Source organism: Pseudomonas mendocina (genome assembly GCF_003008615.1).
Lineage (GTDB): Bacteria > Pseudomonadota > Gammaproteobacteria > Pseudomonadales > Pseudomonadaceae > Aquipseudomonas > Aquipseudomonas mendocina_C.
In genome coordinates this window covers 4,005,510-4,021,567 of sequence record NZ_CP027657.1, presented here as the reverse complement: position 1 = coordinate 4,021,567, position 16,058 = coordinate 4,005,510, and the positions used below count along the sequence as shown (strand labels likewise).

Sequence of the window (16,058 nt, the reverse complement as noted above, 5' to 3'; positions counted from 1 at the left end):
CATCAGGAGGCATTCATGCTTTACGTGCAGCGTGACGCCCAGGGCAACCTGGTTCGCGTCGAAGCGGCCGAGTTCGAGGGTTTTACCCAGCAACTCCCCGCCGATGACCAAGACATTCTGGCCTGGTACTCCAACCAGGCCATCGAAACCAGCCTGCTGCAGCTGCGGCAGAGCGACCAGGAAATGGTTCGTGTGCTGGAAGACCTTATCGGCGTGCTGATCGCCAAAGGCATCATCCGCATCACCGACCTGCCGCCAGCCGCACAATCGAAGCTGCTCAGCCGCAACCAGGCCCGGGAAGCACTCGGCAGCCTGTCACGGCTGATTCAGGAAGAAGTGAGTACCGGCCTGATCTGAGACCAGGCCGCGTGCCGAGCGTTGCCCCGGCACGTCGCATCGGTTCAGGCCGCGGGTGAAGCCGGCGGCCATGGCATCGGGGCGCCGACCAGCTGTCCCTGCACGCCCTGTATGCCCATCTCGCGCAGCACCTGCAATTCTCCAGCGGTTTCCACACGTTCGGCGATCAACGGCAGATCGATGCTGTGAGCCGCGCGCTGCATGGCGTCGATGAACAAACGCTTGTCGGCTTCCTGATCGATGGAGCGGATATAGCTGCCATCGACCTTCAGATAGGCCAGCCCCAGACGTGCCAGGTTGCCGATCATGCTGAAGCGGCCACCAAAATGCTGCAGGCTGAGGCTGAACCCCAGGCTACGCAGACGCCGGGTCAGTTGCTCCAGCGCAGCCTGCTCGGGCAACTGATCTTCCTCCAGCTCCAGCACCAGACGCGGCGCGAACTCAGCATGGCGTTTGAGCAGCTCGAAAGCCTTCTCCAGCGCCTTGGGCTCACGCAACAGCGCGCCCGAAAGGTTCAGTGCGAGACGCTGCGAATGGCCCGCCAGGTGCTGCAGCACCATCTCCAGCATCAGCAGGTCAAGGCGCGAAGACCAGCCGAAGCGCTGTAACCAGGGCAGGAAACGACCGGCTGGAATGGCCGTGCCCATGTCATCGCGAATTCGCGACAGTACCTTGTAGTGCAGCACCTGCTCAGGTTCGCGGGTACTTACCACGGGCTGGAAATACAGTTCGATCTGACGTCGACTCAGGGCCCGATCCAGCAATGCGTGCCAGACATGACGTTCATCGCCCACGCTCGCCATCTCATCCCGGGAGACCAGGGCCCAGCTCTGCTCACTCAAGCCTTCGGCCCTGGCCAGCGCTTCGTCGGACAAACGCAACAGCTCACCCAACTCGTCACCCGGTCGGAACGGTGCCACACCGATATGCGCCATCGGCACCAGATCGCTGCCGCAAGTGACGGCCAGGTTGGCAAAAGTCCCCTCCAGACGCATCGCCAGTTGCTCGGCCTCGTCGGCCACCAGCCCCGGCGCCAGCAAGGCAAAATCGCCACCCCGGCAACGCGCCACCAGCCCCGCGGCGCCGAGCAACATCGCCTCACGCGACAACACCTCGGCCACTGCCAACAGCAACTGATCAGTGCGCTGACCGCCCAGGCGCTGGTTGAGACCGGCCAGATCACGCACCCTGACCATCAGCAGGTAGCCCGAGTTGGCCTGATCCTCGGCACCGAGGCGAACCTGCAGCTGCATTTCGAAATAGCGACGATTGGCCAGCCCTGTCAGGCTGTCCTTGTAGGCTTCGTCACGCAGCCGCTCGCTGCGCTCGGCCTGTTCCTGAAACAGCGCCTTGAGCTTTTCCACCATCTGATTCATCGCCTCAACGACGCGGCGTAATTCAGGGGTGCGCGGCAGCATCGGCAGGCTGAGAAATTCGCGACGGGCGATGGCATGGGATTGCTCGACCATGTAATCCAGCGGCTTGAGCTGACGACGCAGGACGAACGCGCCCACGCCGGCACTGAGCAAGCCACACAGCAGCAACCAGCCAAGACTGCCCAATGCGCTGCGCCAGAGCCGGGCGATGGCGAACATGGGATGGCTCTGCACCTCGACCCTCGCCGCCTGCTCCCAGCCTCGGCTAACGAGGGCATCGCCCACTTCAGGATCCAGACCGATGAGGTCGACGAACCATTGCGGTGCCTCGATATCGGCGGCGTCAGGCAGGCCACTGCGCTCGACCAGGGTCTTGCCGCTGGCAATGTCGATCACACGGATACTCTGGTAGTAGCCACTGTCGAAGATCGAGCTGACCATCAGTTCCATCATCGCCGGATCATCCACGTGCGGCGTCAGCGACAGGCCCAGCGCGGTGGCGGCGTCCTGCGCATGCGAGCGCAACTGGTTGACGTACTGCTCGCGGGAGCTTTCCAGGCCGACCATGAAGCTGCCGGTGAAGGCGACCACCAGGAACAGGCAGATGGCAATCAGCAATTGTTTGAACAGCGACATCTCGACTCCTATCGACCCGATTCCACCGGGAAACCCTCGGCGGTCATCTTCTTCAACAGTTCCTGCCAGCGCGACAGACGCTTGGCATCCCCCACCTGCTTGCCGCCACCCTTGCCGGCCAGCCACAGGCCTTCAGCATTGAAGGCGTACACCGGCAACAGATCCGAGCGCTCACTGGCGGGGCGAATGACATTGATCAGGTTGTCCAGTACCAACGGCATCGCATCAGGCGTGGCGTAGTAGGTCAGCACCATGTGCGCCTGATTCAGCCGCAGTGCCTTGACGTAGGTAATCCGCAGTTTCTCGCTGGGCACACCGGCCTCGCGCAGGGTGAAATACTTGGCGATGGCGAAGTCTTCGCAGTCGCCCGCGCCTTTGCGCAAGGCCTCGACCGGCGTCGCCCAGTAATCGTTCTGCTGCCAGATTTCGATGTCGTCACGAAAACGCAGGCTGGCGTTGAAGAAGCGATTCACCGCCTCCAGCTGCGCGGGTTCATCCAGCGCCGGCAAACGCTCGAGCAGCGCCTGCCATTCATCTATACGCGCCCTACCGTCGCCGAGAGGCCCATAGAGTTTCTCGGCACGCTGGCTGATCAGATTGAAATCCCAGTCCGCGTGCAGCACACCGGCAAGCAGAATCAGCAGCAACGGCGCGGCCAGGATCGACTTGCGCCGGCCCCGCCCAAATCGACCTGCGCCTGCGCAACCTCGAAACATCGGCAATCCGTCTCGGGGCTGACTACCCCTGGAACACGGCGGGAATGGTGCGGGCTGAACCGAAAAAAGACAATGGCACTTCGCCGTTATCGCAGCGAGAGTGCCCAGGTTTCAGGTAGGGGAGCATTCAGCGCAAGCGTTGCAGATGCAACATGCCGAACAGCAATACCTGCAGACGTTGCCACCACTGCCCCGGCAACCCCTGCAGGCGCGAGCGAAACAGAAGCATCTCGCCAACATGCGCCAGCAGCACCAGCAACGCCGCCCAGTTGACCCAACCGCCAAGCGGCGTGGCGAAGGGATAGAACAGATTGAGCAGCGCCACCAGCCAGAACATGGTCAGGGCACCCTTGGCGAAAGACAGCAGGTTCATCGTGAGCCTCCGAGTGGATGAGGTCACGAGTGTGCCGAACCTTTCCATCGAGAGCCGCCTCCCTTTCGACTGGCGCCAAGCGCTGTGCACGTCTCTGCCCGATCGATGTGGAGGTCGAGGCTCTTCTGCAAGCTGACGCGGCCCCTCTTAGGGCGGGGATAACCCGCCAGAGTGCTGATGGCGGGTTGCACCCGCCCTACGGGATCAATCCTCAGCGCAGGGTCAGGCCGAACGCCTCATCGCTGAAGTCGAAACAACTGAGGAAGCGACGAATCTCCAGCAAGTTGCCATCGACCTGCACATCACCGAGCAGCGCGCCCTTGACCAAGCCGCCCTCACCGGTGAGCAGGGTTTCCATGAATCGCTTGTCCATGCTCAGGCGCAAAGTAGTGCCTTCTGGAATGCCCTTGTGCAGCTGCGCGACGCCGCGCCGAACCTCTAGCGCCCACTGCTCATCGACATCGGGAAAACTGAAGCCCAGGGTCAGTTCGACATCGTCCGCCTTCTCCGGGTCGATGCGCGTGACCCAGTTCTGCAGGAAGCTCTGCGGGGTGAAGCTGCGCACCATGTCCGGCGAAAGAAAGACCTTGCGCATCTCCACCGAGCGTTGGCGAATGGCCTCGCCGTCGAGCTTGCCCTCCAACTCCATGGCGCTCATCAGGTACCAGTTGCGCCAGTTGATGTTCATGCTGGCGTAGCCCAGCTTACGGAAGCTGCGCGCCTTGATCTCACGCGCCAGTTTGTCTTCGTGGTCGACGCGAATCGCGTAGCCGGCCAGTTCAGCAGCCCACTGGTAATCGCCCTTGAGGTAGGCGTTGCCGGCCTCCAGCAACAGCTTCTCGCGGCCACCGGCCAGCGCCATCAGGCGCTCGGCCTGCTGCCGTGGCGGGGTTGGGTCGAGCGCCACCGGGTCACCCTGGAACCAGCCCATGTAGCCGTTGTAGATCTGCCGCACACTGTGCTTCACCGTACCGTAGTACTCACGCAGATAAGGCGTGTAGCCGGCCAGGTGCGGTGGCAGCTTGACCTTCTCCACCAACTCGTCGGGCGTCAGGCCCTTGTTCATCCAGCGCACGGTCTGGTCGTGAATGTAGGCGATGCCATCGCGGGTCATGCGCAGCACTTCCTCGACCTTGTCCTGGCCGCTGACCGGCCGCCCATGCAGCGGCACCATGTGCTCGGCGTGGTAGGCGCGCAGCTTGTCCAGGCTCTCGACCCACTGCACCGGGTCGCGGAACTTGGTGCCACGTAACGTATGGATGTTCGGCAGGGTCGGCCCCTGCTCCACTTCGGCGCTAATCAGCACGCGATTGTCCGGCAGGTACAGGGTGATCTCGTCCGGCGCCTCGCTGGGCACGTGAAGGAACTGCACATCGAGACCGGCGATATTGGTATCCAGGCGTTCAGCGAAGGTCACGGTCGGCGCGATGAAGGACGACGCCTCGGGTTGGGCCAGCGGGCCGATGCCTGCATTCATGCCCTCCTGGTCGCTGGCCGGCAGGAACGAGCCGAAGCTGTACGCCGAGCGCACACCGAGAATCGGCCCGACCAGCGCACCCTGCGCCACCACGTTCTGCAGCAGGGTTTCGTGGGCGTAGATCTGTACCTCGCCGCGCTCCACCTGCTCGCGGCTGACGAACGCCTGCACGCCGTTGATGTGATCGGGATGGAAGTGGGTGTAAACCACAGCCTTGACCGGCTTGTCACTGAGCTTGCGGAACTCGGCCATGATCTTGCGCGACTCGCTGACCGACTCGCCGGTGTCGACGATGATCAGCCCTTGCGGCGCCTCGATCATCACCACATTGCCCAGTTGCCAGCCGACCGCCGAATAGACGTTGTCGGCAACGCGATAGACCTGCTGGGCGAATACCTGGGTATGGGCCGCCAGTTCAGCGTTGATGCTGGGTTCGATGCGCTCAGCCGGCAACTCGGCATAAGCACTCAATGGCAGGGTGACGGCCAGCAGCAGGCCGCTGAAGCGAGAGAAGGAACTCATGGCATTGGGCTGTCTTGTTGTTGGAATGCTGGCAGGTTGGCAAAGGCCATCCGATAATTCCAATGCATTCGAATAGACCAGTTAATGCAGGAAGCGCATGAGCGATCTACGCCAGCTCCGCCACTTCGTCGCCCTCGCCGAACATGAACATTTCGCCCGCGCCGCCGCTGCCGTGCACCTCAGCCAACCGGCGCTGAGCCGCAGCATCCAAACGCTGGAGAGCCAGCTGGGCTGCACCCTGGTGGATCGCCACAGCCGCGGCGTCAGCCTCACCGCCCATGGCCAACTGGTGCTGGAGCATGCACGTCGCCTGCTGGCCGGCAGTCTGGCGTTGAGCAATGCGGTCAATCAGCTGGGCAATCTAGAGGCCGGCGAACTGCGCCTCGGAGCCGGCCCCTACCCCGCCGCAAGGCTGATACCGCAGGCGCTCGGACAACTGCTGCAACGCTACCCACGGGTGCAGGTGAAACTGGATATCGCCAACTGGCTGGAGCTGCGCGACAGCCTGCTGGGCTCGGCCATCGAGTTGTTCGTCGCCGATATCCGCGAATTGCAGGACGACGCTCAGTTGCACATCGAACCATTGCGCGAGCATCAGGGCGTACTGTTCTGCCGCCCATCTCATCCGCTGCTGCAGCGTGGCGACCTGGAATTGCGCGACCTGCTCGACTTCCCTCTGGCCGGCACACAACTGCCGCAGGTGGTCGAACGCAGCCTGGCCCAGGCCAGCGGCCGAGCACAGCCGTTGAGCGTGCAATGCGACAACTTTCTGGTGCTCAAGCGCCTGGTGGCCGACAGCGACGTGCTGAGCATGGCGCCCTGGGACGTGATCGCCGACGAAGTCGACAGCGGCCAGCTCGCCCTGCTGCCGCTGCAACCCCAGGGCCTGCATCAGCGCTCGGCCTATGGCCTGGTCAGCCGCGCCGGCCACAGCCTGTCGCCGGCGGCGCAGGCCATGGTCGAGGCGATCCGGCGGGTGGATGAAGAAACGCCGCGCGCCAGGCGCGCGGCAAACTGAGGGGAAACTTACCAGCGCCGCTCGCCGCGACGCTGCTCTCTGTTATTCGATTCGCTGGAATAACGTGGCTGGGTGTTGCGGCCATTGCTCCAGCCGCGCTGGTTCTGCCCACCGTGGTACTCCTGGCGCCGCGAGTCACGACGGTAGTCATGTCGCGGCTGGTCGTAGCGTTTGTAACTGTCGCGGCGTTGATCGTGACCGTAGTGGTAACGCGGCGGCGGCGCCGGCACGTAACGCGGTGGGGCCGGATAATAATGCGGGCGGCGATCTTCGTAGTAATAGCGTGGTGTCACGTAGACGGGCGGCGCGTAATAGTCACGCCGGTAGCCGTCGTAATAACGGTAGGCATGGCCATTGTGATAGCCACGGTCGTAACCGCCGCCGTAGACGGCACAACCGGATAGGAGCAAGAGCAGAGCGGAAAACAGCATCTTGTAGGACATGGCGGCCTCCTGTGACCGCTGGGACGACGCCGACCGATGTCGGCCTCCGGGATGGTGATCCCTGAAGCATCAGACAACGCCGCCCGCAACAGGTGCGATTCACTTCGTCGGCTGTGATCGGTGGCGCAAAAGCGCAACCCACCTCGTCGCACCAACAACGACTGGCACGCCATTCGCTTGCGACCGCAGCGGAAAGCCGATCCGCCTTGCGGGTCGCAGGTGGTAGCGAATCACAATGGCCGACTAGGGTTCCGGCTCGCCGCAAGGCGAGTGGCTGGTCCGAGAGTGGGCGACCTCATGCAGCGGCGGGAAGCCGCGGGGTTACACGGCGGGATAAAAGCCCGGGAGAACGTACAGCACGGCTGCCCGCTTTCCCTTCCCGTTGATAATTCGAGGTCATGCCCATGCGTTCTCTGCTTACCGCCCTGCTCTGCGCCTGCCTGCTCGGTTTCCCGACGGCCCAGGCCGCGCCAAAATCCTTCAAGCTGTGCTGGTCGATCTTCGCCGGCTGGATGCCCTGGGGCTACGCCGCCGAACAGGGCATCGTGAAGAAGTGGGCCGACAAGTACGGCATCGACATCCAGGTGCAGCAGGTGCCGGATTATGTCGGCTCCATCGAGCAATACACCGCCGGCCAGTTCGATGCCTGCAGCATGACCAATATGGACGCCCTGACCATTCCCGCCGCAGCCGGCAAGGACAGCACCGCACTGATCATCGGCGACTTCTCCAACGGCGCCGATGGCGTGCTGCTACGTGGCACGGGCAAGCGCATTCAGGATCTCAAGGGCAAGACCGTGCTGCTGGTGGAAAACTCGGTTTCCCATTATCTGCTCAGCCGGGCGCTGGAATGGGCGCTGCTGGAGGAAAGCGACGTGACCATCCAGCACGTCTCCGACGCCGAAATCGCCGACGTTTTCCTCGCCGGTCAGGGCGATGCAGTGATCACCTGGAACCCGATCCTCGCCGAGATTCGGCGCAAGGCCGAGGTCAGCCAGGTGTTCACCTCCAACCTGATTCCGGGCGAGATTCTCGACCTGACCGTGGTCGATAGCCAGACCCTGATGCAACACCCGGAATTAGGCCGTGCACTGACCGGCGCCTGGTTCGAAACCCAGCGTCTGCTGGGCCTGCCCACGGCAGCCGGGCGTGAGGCCAGAGCGAAGATGGCTGCCGCAGCCGAGACCAGCCCCGAAGACTTCGAGACCCAGCTCAGCACCCTGCGCTCGTTCTATTCACCGCGCACCGCGCTGAACTTCAGCCGCACCGGCAAGTTGCCGGATCTGATGCAGCGCGTCGCCCGTTTCGCCGATGCGCATGGCCTGCTGGGCCAGAGCGGCCAGGGTCTGAGCAACCTGGGCATCGCGTTCAGCGACGAACAACCCCTGGGCAATTCGCAGCGCATCCTGCTGCGTTTCAATCACGACTACATGCAACTGGCCGCTGACGGCAAGCTCTGAGCCCTGACGCCCCAGCAGGCAGCACGGCATGATCACGACGCACCAGCACGGCGCACCGCATCATCGGCAGTCGACAAGCCAGCGCCGTCTGCTGCGGTTCGTGGTGCATGGCACGATGTTCGCTAAGAACAGGTTGTGCAGGAACAACCCGGCTTGCCGGGATCGCGGCACCACAATTTGCCAATAGCCGGCTAGGGTTCCGGCTCGCCACAGGCGAGCGACTGGTCCGAGAGCTAGCGACCTCCAGCGAGGTTACACGGCGGGACAAAAGCCCGGGAGAACGCGCCCCATCCGTGGGGAACCGCCGCGAACTCCTGCCCGCACCTGTCAAACTGGAGGTTCATCATGGGTACGCCCCACTCGCATCAGCGGCAGCCAGCCGCCCACCCCAAAGGCCCCACGCCAGTGCGCCGTTGCGCCCGCTAGCTGCGCACGCATTCCGCTCCAGGCCCGACGAGGACTATCCATGCGCCTGATCAACCGCCATCCCGATCGCAGCGGCCGCCTGCTGCTGATCCTGCTGCCCTTCGCCCTGCTGCTGTTCGTCTACTTCAGCGCCTCGGCCACCCGCCTGGCCGAGAACCCCAATGACAAGCTGCTGCCCAGCGCCAGCCAGATGATCGACGCCGTCGACCGCCTGGCCTTCAGCGAAGATAAGCGCAGCGGCCAATACCTGTTCTGGCAGGACACCACCTCCAGCCTGCAACGCCTGGGCATCGGCCTCGGCATCGCGGCAATGCTGGGTCTGGTGCTGGGCATCGCCGCCGGCAGCATTCCGCTGTTCGGCGCGCCGCTGTCGCCACTGCTCACGGTGCTGTCGATGATTCCGCCACTGGCGATCCTGCCGATCCTGTTCATCGTTTTCGGCCTCGGCGAATTGTCCAAGGTGATGCTGATCGTCATCGGCATTACCCCCTGCATCGCCCGCGACATCGAACAGCGTGCCCGCGAAATCCCCAGTGAACTGCTGATCAAGGCGCAGACCCTGGGTGCCAACACCTGGACGCTGATCCTGCGCCTGGTGCTGCCACAACTGATGCCACGCCTGTTGATCTCGCTGCGCCTGATGCTTGGCTCGGCCTGGTTGTTCCTGATCGCCGCCGAGGCCATCGCCAGTACCGACGGTCTCGGTTACCGCATCTTCCTGGTGCGCCGCTACATGGCCATGGACGTGATCCTGCCCTACGTCATCTGGATCACCCTGCTGGCCTGGCTGATGGATTTTGGCCTGCGTCAGGTGCTGCGCCTGTGCTTCCCCTGGCATGAAGGAGGTAAGGCATGAGCCTGCTCAGCCAACATATCGTCCCGTTGAGTGAACCTGCCATGAGCGACTCCAGCACTGCCCCTGCCAACCCAGCGCAAGCTGCCTTTATCGAGGCGCGCAACCTGTGGCAGGAATACGGTGATCTGGTCGTGCTGGAACGCCTCAACCTGAAGGTCGACGAAGGCGAGTTCTGCACCCTGGTGGGCGCATCCGGCTGCGGCAAGTCCACCTTCCTGCGCATGCTGCTTGGCCAGGAGCGTCCGAGCCGGGGCGAGCTGCTGCTCGGCGGCCAGGCGCTGCCTACCGAGCCTGATCCGAGCCGGGGCGTGGTGTTCCAGCGCTACTCGGTATTCCCGCACCTGAGCGTGCTGGACAACGTCGCCCTGGGCCTGGAACTGCCGAGATCGAAGCTGCTTGGCCGCCTGTTCGGCGCCGCCAAGCGCGAAGCCCGCGAGCGTGCTGCCGAAATCCTCACCAAGGTCGGCCTCGGCCACGCGCTGAACAAATACCCCAGCGCGCTCTCCGGTGGCATGCAGCAACGCCTGGCCATCGCCCAGGCGCTGGTGATGCAACCGCGCATGCTGCTGCTCGACGAGCCGTTCGGCGCCCTCGACCCCGGCATCCGTAAGGACATGCATGCGCTGCTGCTGGAGCTGTGGCAGGAAACCCGCCTGACTGTATTCATGGTCACCCACGACCTGTCCGAAGGCTTCAGCCTCGGCACCCGCCTGCTGGTATTCGACAAGGTGCGCCATGACCCACAGGCGCCCAACGCCTACGGCGCACGCATCACCTACGACATCCCGCTGAACGAGACGCGCCGGGCACAGGCGCAGTTGCCCAGCGAGCTGGCCGAGCGTATTGCTGCGCGTTGATTACAGCGGCCGTTTCGGTGCGCACAGCACACCCTACGCAACGCAAGTCGCGCGATAAGCCGTAGGGTGCGCCATGCGCACCGCCTCTGCCGTGACAGCAACGTGGCTAAATTGCTGCCGACTGATCGCAACGTTCGAGGGGCTGTAGCCCGGATGAAATCCGGGGATCACCGGCACATTTTCCCCGGATTGCATCCGGGCTACGGAGCTGGCTGAGGGTATTGCCGCCCGTTGATTACAGCGGCCGTTTCGGTACGCACAGCGCACCCTACGCAGCGCAAAACGCTCGATAACCCGTAGGGTGCGCCGCGCGCACCGACTGCACCTCCGACCAGGGAGGCGCAGTCTCCACTAGCTCAACACCTCAAGATAGCGCGACAGCGTTTCGCCCTCCGCAGCGAACCAGCGCTGCGCCTCGTTGGTAGTCGGCGTGGCGAGATCCACGCGCCAGTCCGGCTCCAGCGTATCGATGATGAAGGTACGCACCACCACACGCCCGTCCGGACGTTGCAGGTGCTGACAGATACGCCCCGCGCCAGGCAGCTCGAAGCCCTCCAGCGAAACCACCTGCCCCACCCGTGCTGGCAAGGTGGAAAGCGCCACCTGATAACGACCCTGCTCATCGGCATAAGCCAGCGAGGTTTCGCAGTCGAACAACAGCGCCAACGCCTCACCATCACCTTGCACCCGCTCGGCGCGCTCACGCAGTTGCAGTGGCGATTCACCTTGCTCCTCACGTCGCCCATGCACCCAGCCGAGCCGGTCGCCACAGAGAATCAGGCCACCGCCGCGTTGCAGCACCTCGCCGGTTTCGGCGTCGCATTCCTCCAGCAAACGCAGACCGATCAATGGCCCGCTGCTGGCCTGCAAACGCCAGTCCTCGACATAGGCGCCCGTGGTGCCGAACTCGATCATGCAATTGCCGATGCGCTGCAGCTGTGCAGGCTCCGGCCAACGGTTGTGCAATTGCAGGGACACGCCACCGTGCCAGCTCAGATAGCCGCTTTCCCAGACGCTGTCGGCCATCCAGCCTTCGTGATTGGCAAGCTGGCGCAGTTCGGCGGCGTCATAGTCCTGCCAGGCGCGCGGCGGCAGCGCGGGCACATCCGGCAGGCGCAGGTCGATGGTGAAGGTGCGGCTTTGCAGCCAGTGCACCTGCGTACGCTCGTCACTGCGGCCATCGGCGAAACTGATGGTGCGTCGGCGAAAGTGCCCGAGCATCCAGTCCGGCACGCCGCCCTCGGCGCGCTGCGGGTAACGTGCAGCCAGTTCCAGCAGGTTCATGCCGTCACCTCCCGGCGACCTTGGCCGAAGCTGGACAAACCCGCCGCACCATCCGGCAGTTGCAGCGAACCGTCCTCCAGACGCTCACGCAGATAGCGGAAGGTCTGCGCCGTCTGCGCAAACAGGTGATCGCCGCAGTTTACCGGCGTATACACACGCTCGCCGCGCGGCGGCAGACCGGCAATCGGCGCGATGCGCGTCGGGTAGTCGCAGGCGCAGAACAACGGGAAGGCGAAGCGCTCCTCGCTGACCTTGCGTACGCGGTGCGAGGTGGCGACGAAATGGCCGTTACTGAGCACCTCGAGCATGTCGCCGATGTTGATCACAAAGGCGTCCTCAAGCAACGGTACGTCGATCCACTGCCCGTCGCCATTGAGCACCTGCAAGCCTTCCGCGGTGGGCAAGAGGATGGTGAAACACTCGTAGTCGGTGTGCGCGCCAATACCAGGCCGGTCGGCCACCGGATCGGGATCGAGCGGGTAATGAATCATGCGCAACTGGCTGGTGGGCTGCCGAGTGATGCCGGCGAATGTGTCCTCGGCCAGGCCCAGCGCCAGGGCGAAGCCACGAAACAGCGTGTCGCCCAGTGCCAGCGCCGCCCGATAGTAAGCACTCACCTCGCGCTTGAAATCCGCCGAGTCCGGCCACTGGGTCGGGCCCAGCAGCGGATAGACCTGGGCTGCCTCGGTGTAATCGTAATTGACGTCATAGGCTTCCTTGAGATCCTTGCTGCCGCCGGCGAACTGCTCCTCGCCCTCCGGCACATAACCGCTGTGGTTGCTCGACTGGCCAATATAGAAACGCATCTTCTCGTCCAATGGACGGGCGAAGAAACTGCGTGCCTGTTGGATCAGCCCTTCACGCAGATCACGCGAAATGCCGTGCCCGGTGATCTGCAGGAAGCCGACATCGCGTGCGGCACGCCCCAGCTCATCGGCAACGCGCTGGCGTTCGGCGAGGCTCTCGGCGTACAGGCCGGAAACGTCGATCAGAGGAATGGACGTGAAATGGGTATGCGCCATGGCAATCTCCCTTGAACAAGTGAGTTACCTGGTCGTCCAGACGAGCAGCGGGTCGGGTCGTCCCGAAGGCGGCAGCGAGGTCGCCCCTGCAAAAAGACAGATAGCGATTTCCATGCCACCGCCAGGGCGCCATCACGCGGCGCTGCCATAAGCTGAATCGCCCTCGAACGGTGCAATCGACACCCTCACAGCCCCATCAGGTAGCACGCAAGCCGCAAGCAATATCGCCAGAGCGCCCAGCCGCGGGCTTCGGCGAGCTGGCACGCTATTCGCTAAAGCTTGGGTGTGCAGGTTCTAACCGGGGTTTCCCGGAATCGCGGCACCACAATTTGCGAAATGGATGACTAGGGTTCCGACTTGCCCGGCAAGTGCTGGTCCGAGAGTCATCGACCTCCAGTGAGGTTACACGGCGGGATAAAAGCCCGGGAGAACGCGCCTTTCGAACGCTTCGAAACGTGCCGCGACTCCTGCCCGTACTCAACAAGACTGGAGGTTCCAAATGCGCAAGTACCGTCTGCTCTCCTTCGCCGCTGCCGGTCTGGCCGCGGTGCTCAGCTTCAGCGCTCACGCCGAGAAGAAAGACAGCTTCAGCGTCTGCTGGACGCTCTACGCCGGCTGGATGCCCTGGGGCCATGCCAGCACCTCCGGCATCATCGACAAGTGGGCGAAGAAATACGGCATCAGCATCGATGTCGTGCAGCTCAACGACTATGTCGAATCGATCAACCAGTACAGCGTCGGCCAATTCGACGGCTGCACCATGACCAATATGGACGCACTCACGATCCCGGCGGCCGGCGGTGTGGACTCCACAGCGCTGATCGTCGGCGACTACTCCAACGGCAACGACGGCCTGCTGATCAAGGGCGAAGGCAAGACCCTGGCCGACATCAAGGGCATGCGCGTCAACCTGGTGGAACTGTCCGTGTCCCACTACTTCCTCGCCCGCGCCCTGGAAACAGCAGGCATGAGCGAGCGCGATGTGACGGTGGTGAATACCTCCGATGCCGACATCATCGCCGCCTATACCACCCCCAGCGTGCAGGCCGCTGCGACCTGGAACCCGATGCTCGCCGAGATAATCGCCCAGCCCGGCAGCACCCAGGTCTTCGACTCGTCGAAAATCCCCGGTGAAATCCTCGACATGATGGTGGTCAACACCCAGACCCTGAAGGACAACCCGGACTTCGGCAAAGCTCTGGTCGGCGCCTGGTTCGAGATTCTAGAACTGATGCAGGCCGGTACCCCGGAAGCCACCGATGCCCTGACCGAAATGGCCAAGGCCTCCGGCACCGACCTGGCCGGCTACCAGTCGCAACTGGCGACCACCAAGCTGTTCTACACGCCGAAGGAAACCCTGGACTTCGTCACCAGCCCGGCCCTGCCGGAGACCATGACCAAGGTCGCCAACTTCAGCTTCGAGCACGGCATCCTCGGTGAAGGTGCGCGCAGCGCCGACGCCATCGGTATGACCTTCGCCGGCGGCGTGAGCACCGGCGACAGCGCCAACATCAAGCTGCGCTTCGACCCTAGCTACGTGCAAATGGCCGTCGACGGCAAGCTCTGACCGCCGCACCCCACACCATCGCAATGATGATCAGGCGCCACTGCCGGCGCCTGACGACCAGGCTTTGACCCCGAGGTACCCATGAACACTGCCCTTACCCTGCGCCCGAGCCTGTACGAAGAAACCGTACCCGGCGGCGGCCATACCTCTTTCATCCTCAAGCGTGGCCAACTGCTGCGCATCACCGATATCGAAGGAGGCGCCAACGTCAGCGTGTTGCTGTTCAACGCCATTGAGAAAAGCGAGCGCCTGAACCTGCCCGATACCCTCAAATGCCAGCACACCGCCAAACTCACCGCCGGCCACTGCCTGTACTCGGACATGGGCAAGGTACTGGCCGCCATCACCGCCGATACCTGCGGCTGGCACGACAGCTTCGGCGGCGTACTGAATGCCGACGAAGTGCTGGAGAAGTACGGCCAGGGCCGCTATCAGGAACTGCGCAACGGCTTCTTCCGCAACGGCATGGACAACCTGCTGGTGGAAATGGGCAAGTGGGATCTGAACCTGCTCGACCTGCTGATGAACCTCAACCTGTTCAGCCGCGTGGATGTCGATGCCGATGGCGCCTTCCACTTCCAGCCCGACAACAGCCAGGCCGGCGACTACATCGAGCTGTACGCGCCGATGGACACCCTGGTGGTGCTCACCGCGCTGCAGCATCCACTGGACCCCAACCCACAGTACGCGCCCAAACCGGTGCAACTGAACTGGAGCAAGGTCGACAGCGACGGCATCACCGTGCTCTGCCGCACCTCGCGCCCGGAGAACGGCCGCGGCTTCCACAACACCGAACGCCAGTACATCTGAGTGGTTCCCCGCCTGCGCGGGGGTGACACCGACCTCGTCACTCCCGCGAAGGCGGGAGCCCAGTAAACGATACCGAGGACACTGCGATGAGCCTTACTGCCAGCGACCTGATTTCCAGCAACAAGCATCCCGAAACCGCCAGCTTCCGCCACACCATCCCGGCAGGTGAACCCTACCTGTTCGAGGTCAAGGCCGGGCAGACCCTGCGCCTGCACGACCTGGAAGGCAACCAGGCGATCGACACCCTGTTCTTCGCCGCGAACAACCCACGCGAGCGCTTCGACCCGCAGCGCACCCTGCGCAAGCAGAACAACGTCTACCTGACCACCGGCACGGTGCTCTATTCCAACCTCGGCAAACCGCTGCTGACCATCGTCGCCGACACCTGTGGTCGCCACGACACCCTCGGCGGTGCCTGTGCGCAGGAGAGCAACACCGTGCGCTACGCCCTGGACAAGCGCTATATGCACAGCTGCCGCGACAACTTCCTGCGCGCCAGCCTGCATGACGGCCGCCTGAGCAAGCGCGACATCGGCGCCAATATCAACTTCTTCATGAACGTTCCAGTGACTCCTGAGGGCGGCCTGACCTTCGAGGACGGCATCTCCGCACCCGGCAAGTACGTGGAGCTCAAGGCCGAGACCGACGTCATCGTGCTGATCTCCAACTGCCCGCAACTGAACAACCCCTGCAACGGCTGGAACCCGACGCCAGCCGAAGTCTTGGTGTGGGATTGATCGCTTCCCGTGGGAGGGGCTTTAGCCGCGACAACAACGCAAAGGCTCGCGGCTAAAGCGGAACGCCGCCCGGCCACTCCTACACGCGCAACACGCATCACCCGGATTTTTCGCCACGGAC

15 protein-coding genes and 3 riboswitches are annotated in these 16,058 nt (G+C 63.5%); of the genes, 8 read left to right on the top strand and 7 right to left on the bottom strand.

Annotation, left to right across the window (positions count from 1 at the left end; all coding sequences use genetic code 11):
* The first annotated feature begins 15 nt into the window (after positions 1-15).
* Positions 16-357, top strand: a complete 342-nt coding sequence (locus C7A17_RS18720) for a tryptophan synthase subunit beta (RefSeq protein ID WP_106739434.1) — start codon at positions 16-18, stop codon at positions 355-357.
* A gap of 44 nt (positions 358-401) precedes the next feature.
* On the opposite strand, the gene lapD is transcribed toward C7A17_RS18720, so the two are convergent.
* The 4 genes from lapD to C7A17_RS18700 all read right to left on the bottom strand — a co-directional run bounded on the left by lapD (position 402) and on the right by C7A17_RS18700 (position 5,457).
* A complete protein-coding gene (gene lapD, locus C7A17_RS18715; RefSeq protein ID WP_106739433.1) occupies positions 402-2,369 on the bottom strand; it encodes a cyclic di-GMP receptor LapD in 1,968 nt (655 codons plus the stop codon).
* 8 nt (positions 2,370-2,377) lie between these two features.
* Positions 2,378-3,085, bottom strand: a complete 708-nt coding sequence (gene lapG / locus C7A17_RS18710) for a cysteine protease LapG (RefSeq protein WP_234035819.1) — start codon at positions 3,083-3,085, stop codon at positions 2,378-2,380.
* Positions 3,086-3,212: 127 nt separating this feature from the next.
* Entirely contained in the window at positions 3,213-3,458 is a 246-nt protein-coding gene (locus tag C7A17_RS18705) for a DUF1145 domain-containing protein (RefSeq protein WP_106739432.1), read from the bottom strand.
* A 211-nt stretch (positions 3,459-3,669) separates the two neighbouring features.
* Positions 3,670-5,457: an alkyl/aryl-sulfatase gene (locus tag C7A17_RS18700; RefSeq protein ID WP_106739431.1), complete on the bottom strand. Its 1,788-nt coding sequence runs from the start codon at positions 5,455-5,457 to the stop codon at positions 3,670-3,672.
* A 97-nt stretch (positions 5,458-5,554) separates the two neighbouring features.
* Between C7A17_RS18700 and C7A17_RS18695 the strand changes: the two genes are divergently transcribed.
* Positions 5,555-6,475, top strand: a complete 921-nt coding sequence (locus C7A17_RS18695; RefSeq protein ID WP_106739430.1) for a LysR family transcriptional regulator — start codon at positions 5,555-5,557, stop codon at positions 6,473-6,475.
* An 8-nt stretch (positions 6,476-6,483) separates the two neighbouring features.
* On the opposite strand, the gene C7A17_RS18690 is transcribed toward C7A17_RS18695, so the two are convergent.
* The gene (locus tag C7A17_RS18690) at positions 6,484-6,918 is read right to left on the bottom strand and encodes a hypothetical protein (protein WP_106739429.1); all 435 of its coding nucleotides are present in this window, start codon (positions 6,916-6,918) and stop codon (positions 6,484-6,486) included.
* Between the two features lie 232 nt (positions 6,919-7,150).
* A riboswitch (guanidine-I (ykkC/yxkD leader) is annotated at positions 7,151-7,268 on the top strand.
* Between the two features lie 48 nt (positions 7,269-7,316).
* On the opposite strand from C7A17_RS18690, the gene C7A17_RS18685 reads away from it, so the two are divergent.
* The 3 genes from C7A17_RS18685 (at position 7,317) to C7A17_RS18675 (ending at position 10,517) form a co-directional block, all read left to right on the top strand.
* Positions 7,317-8,378 (top strand): putative urea ABC transporter substrate-binding protein, encoded by a 1,062-nt coding sequence (locus tag C7A17_RS18685; protein ID WP_106739428.1) that lies wholly within the window; start codon positions 7,317-7,319, stop codon positions 8,376-8,378.
* A gap of 180 nt (positions 8,379-8,558) precedes the next feature.
* A riboswitch (guanidine-I (ykkC/yxkD leader) is annotated at positions 8,559-8,659 on the top strand.
* A 185-nt stretch (positions 8,660-8,844) separates the two neighbouring features.
* Entirely contained in the window at positions 8,845-9,660 is an 816-nt protein-coding gene (locus C7A17_RS18680) for an ABC transporter permease (RefSeq protein ID WP_106739427.1), read from the top strand.
* A 41-nt stretch (positions 9,661-9,701) separates the two neighbouring features.
* Positions 9,702-10,517: an ABC transporter ATP-binding protein gene (locus tag C7A17_RS18675; protein ID WP_106743031.1), complete on the top strand. Its 816-nt coding sequence runs from the start codon at positions 9,702-9,704 to the stop codon at positions 10,515-10,517.
* Between the two features lie 351 nt (positions 10,518-10,868).
* Here the strand turns inward: C7A17_RS18675 and C7A17_RS18670 are convergent, their stop codons facing one another.
* Together C7A17_RS18670 and C7A17_RS18665 are read right to left on the bottom strand one after the other, a co-directional pair.
* On the bottom strand, positions 10,869-11,801 hold the full coding sequence (locus C7A17_RS18670) for a hypothetical protein (protein WP_106739426.1): 933 nt from the start codon (positions 11,799-11,801) through the stop codon (positions 10,869-10,871).
* Entirely contained in the window at positions 11,798-12,823 is a 1,026-nt protein-coding gene (locus C7A17_RS18665) for an isopenicillin N synthase family dioxygenase (protein WP_106739425.1), read from the bottom strand. The genes C7A17_RS18670 and C7A17_RS18665 overlap by 4 nt, the downstream gene beginning before the upstream one ends.
* Positions 12,824-13,156: 333 nt before the next feature.
* Positions 13,157-13,254, top strand: a riboswitch (guanidine-I (ykkC/yxkD leader).
* Between the two features lie 68 nt (positions 13,255-13,322).
* Here C7A17_RS18665 and C7A17_RS18660 point away from each other — a divergent pair.
* The 3 genes from C7A17_RS18660 (at position 13,323) to C7A17_RS18650 (ending at position 15,937) form a co-directional block, all read left to right on the top strand.
* Entirely contained in the window at positions 13,323-14,390 is a 1,068-nt protein-coding gene (locus C7A17_RS18660) for a putative urea ABC transporter substrate-binding protein (protein WP_106739424.1), read from the top strand.
* Between the two features lie 81 nt (positions 14,391-14,471).
* Positions 14,472-15,200: an urea amidolyase associated protein UAAP1 gene (locus C7A17_RS18655; RefSeq protein ID WP_106739423.1), complete on the top strand. Its 729-nt coding sequence runs from the start codon at positions 14,472-14,474 to the stop codon at positions 15,198-15,200.
* 86 nt (positions 15,201-15,286) lie between these two features.
* Complete coding sequence (locus C7A17_RS18650) at positions 15,287-15,937, top strand: urea amidolyase associated protein UAAP2 (protein WP_106739422.1); 651 nt, start codon at positions 15,287-15,289, stop codon at positions 15,935-15,937.
* Positions 15,938-16,058: the final 121 nt, after the last annotated feature.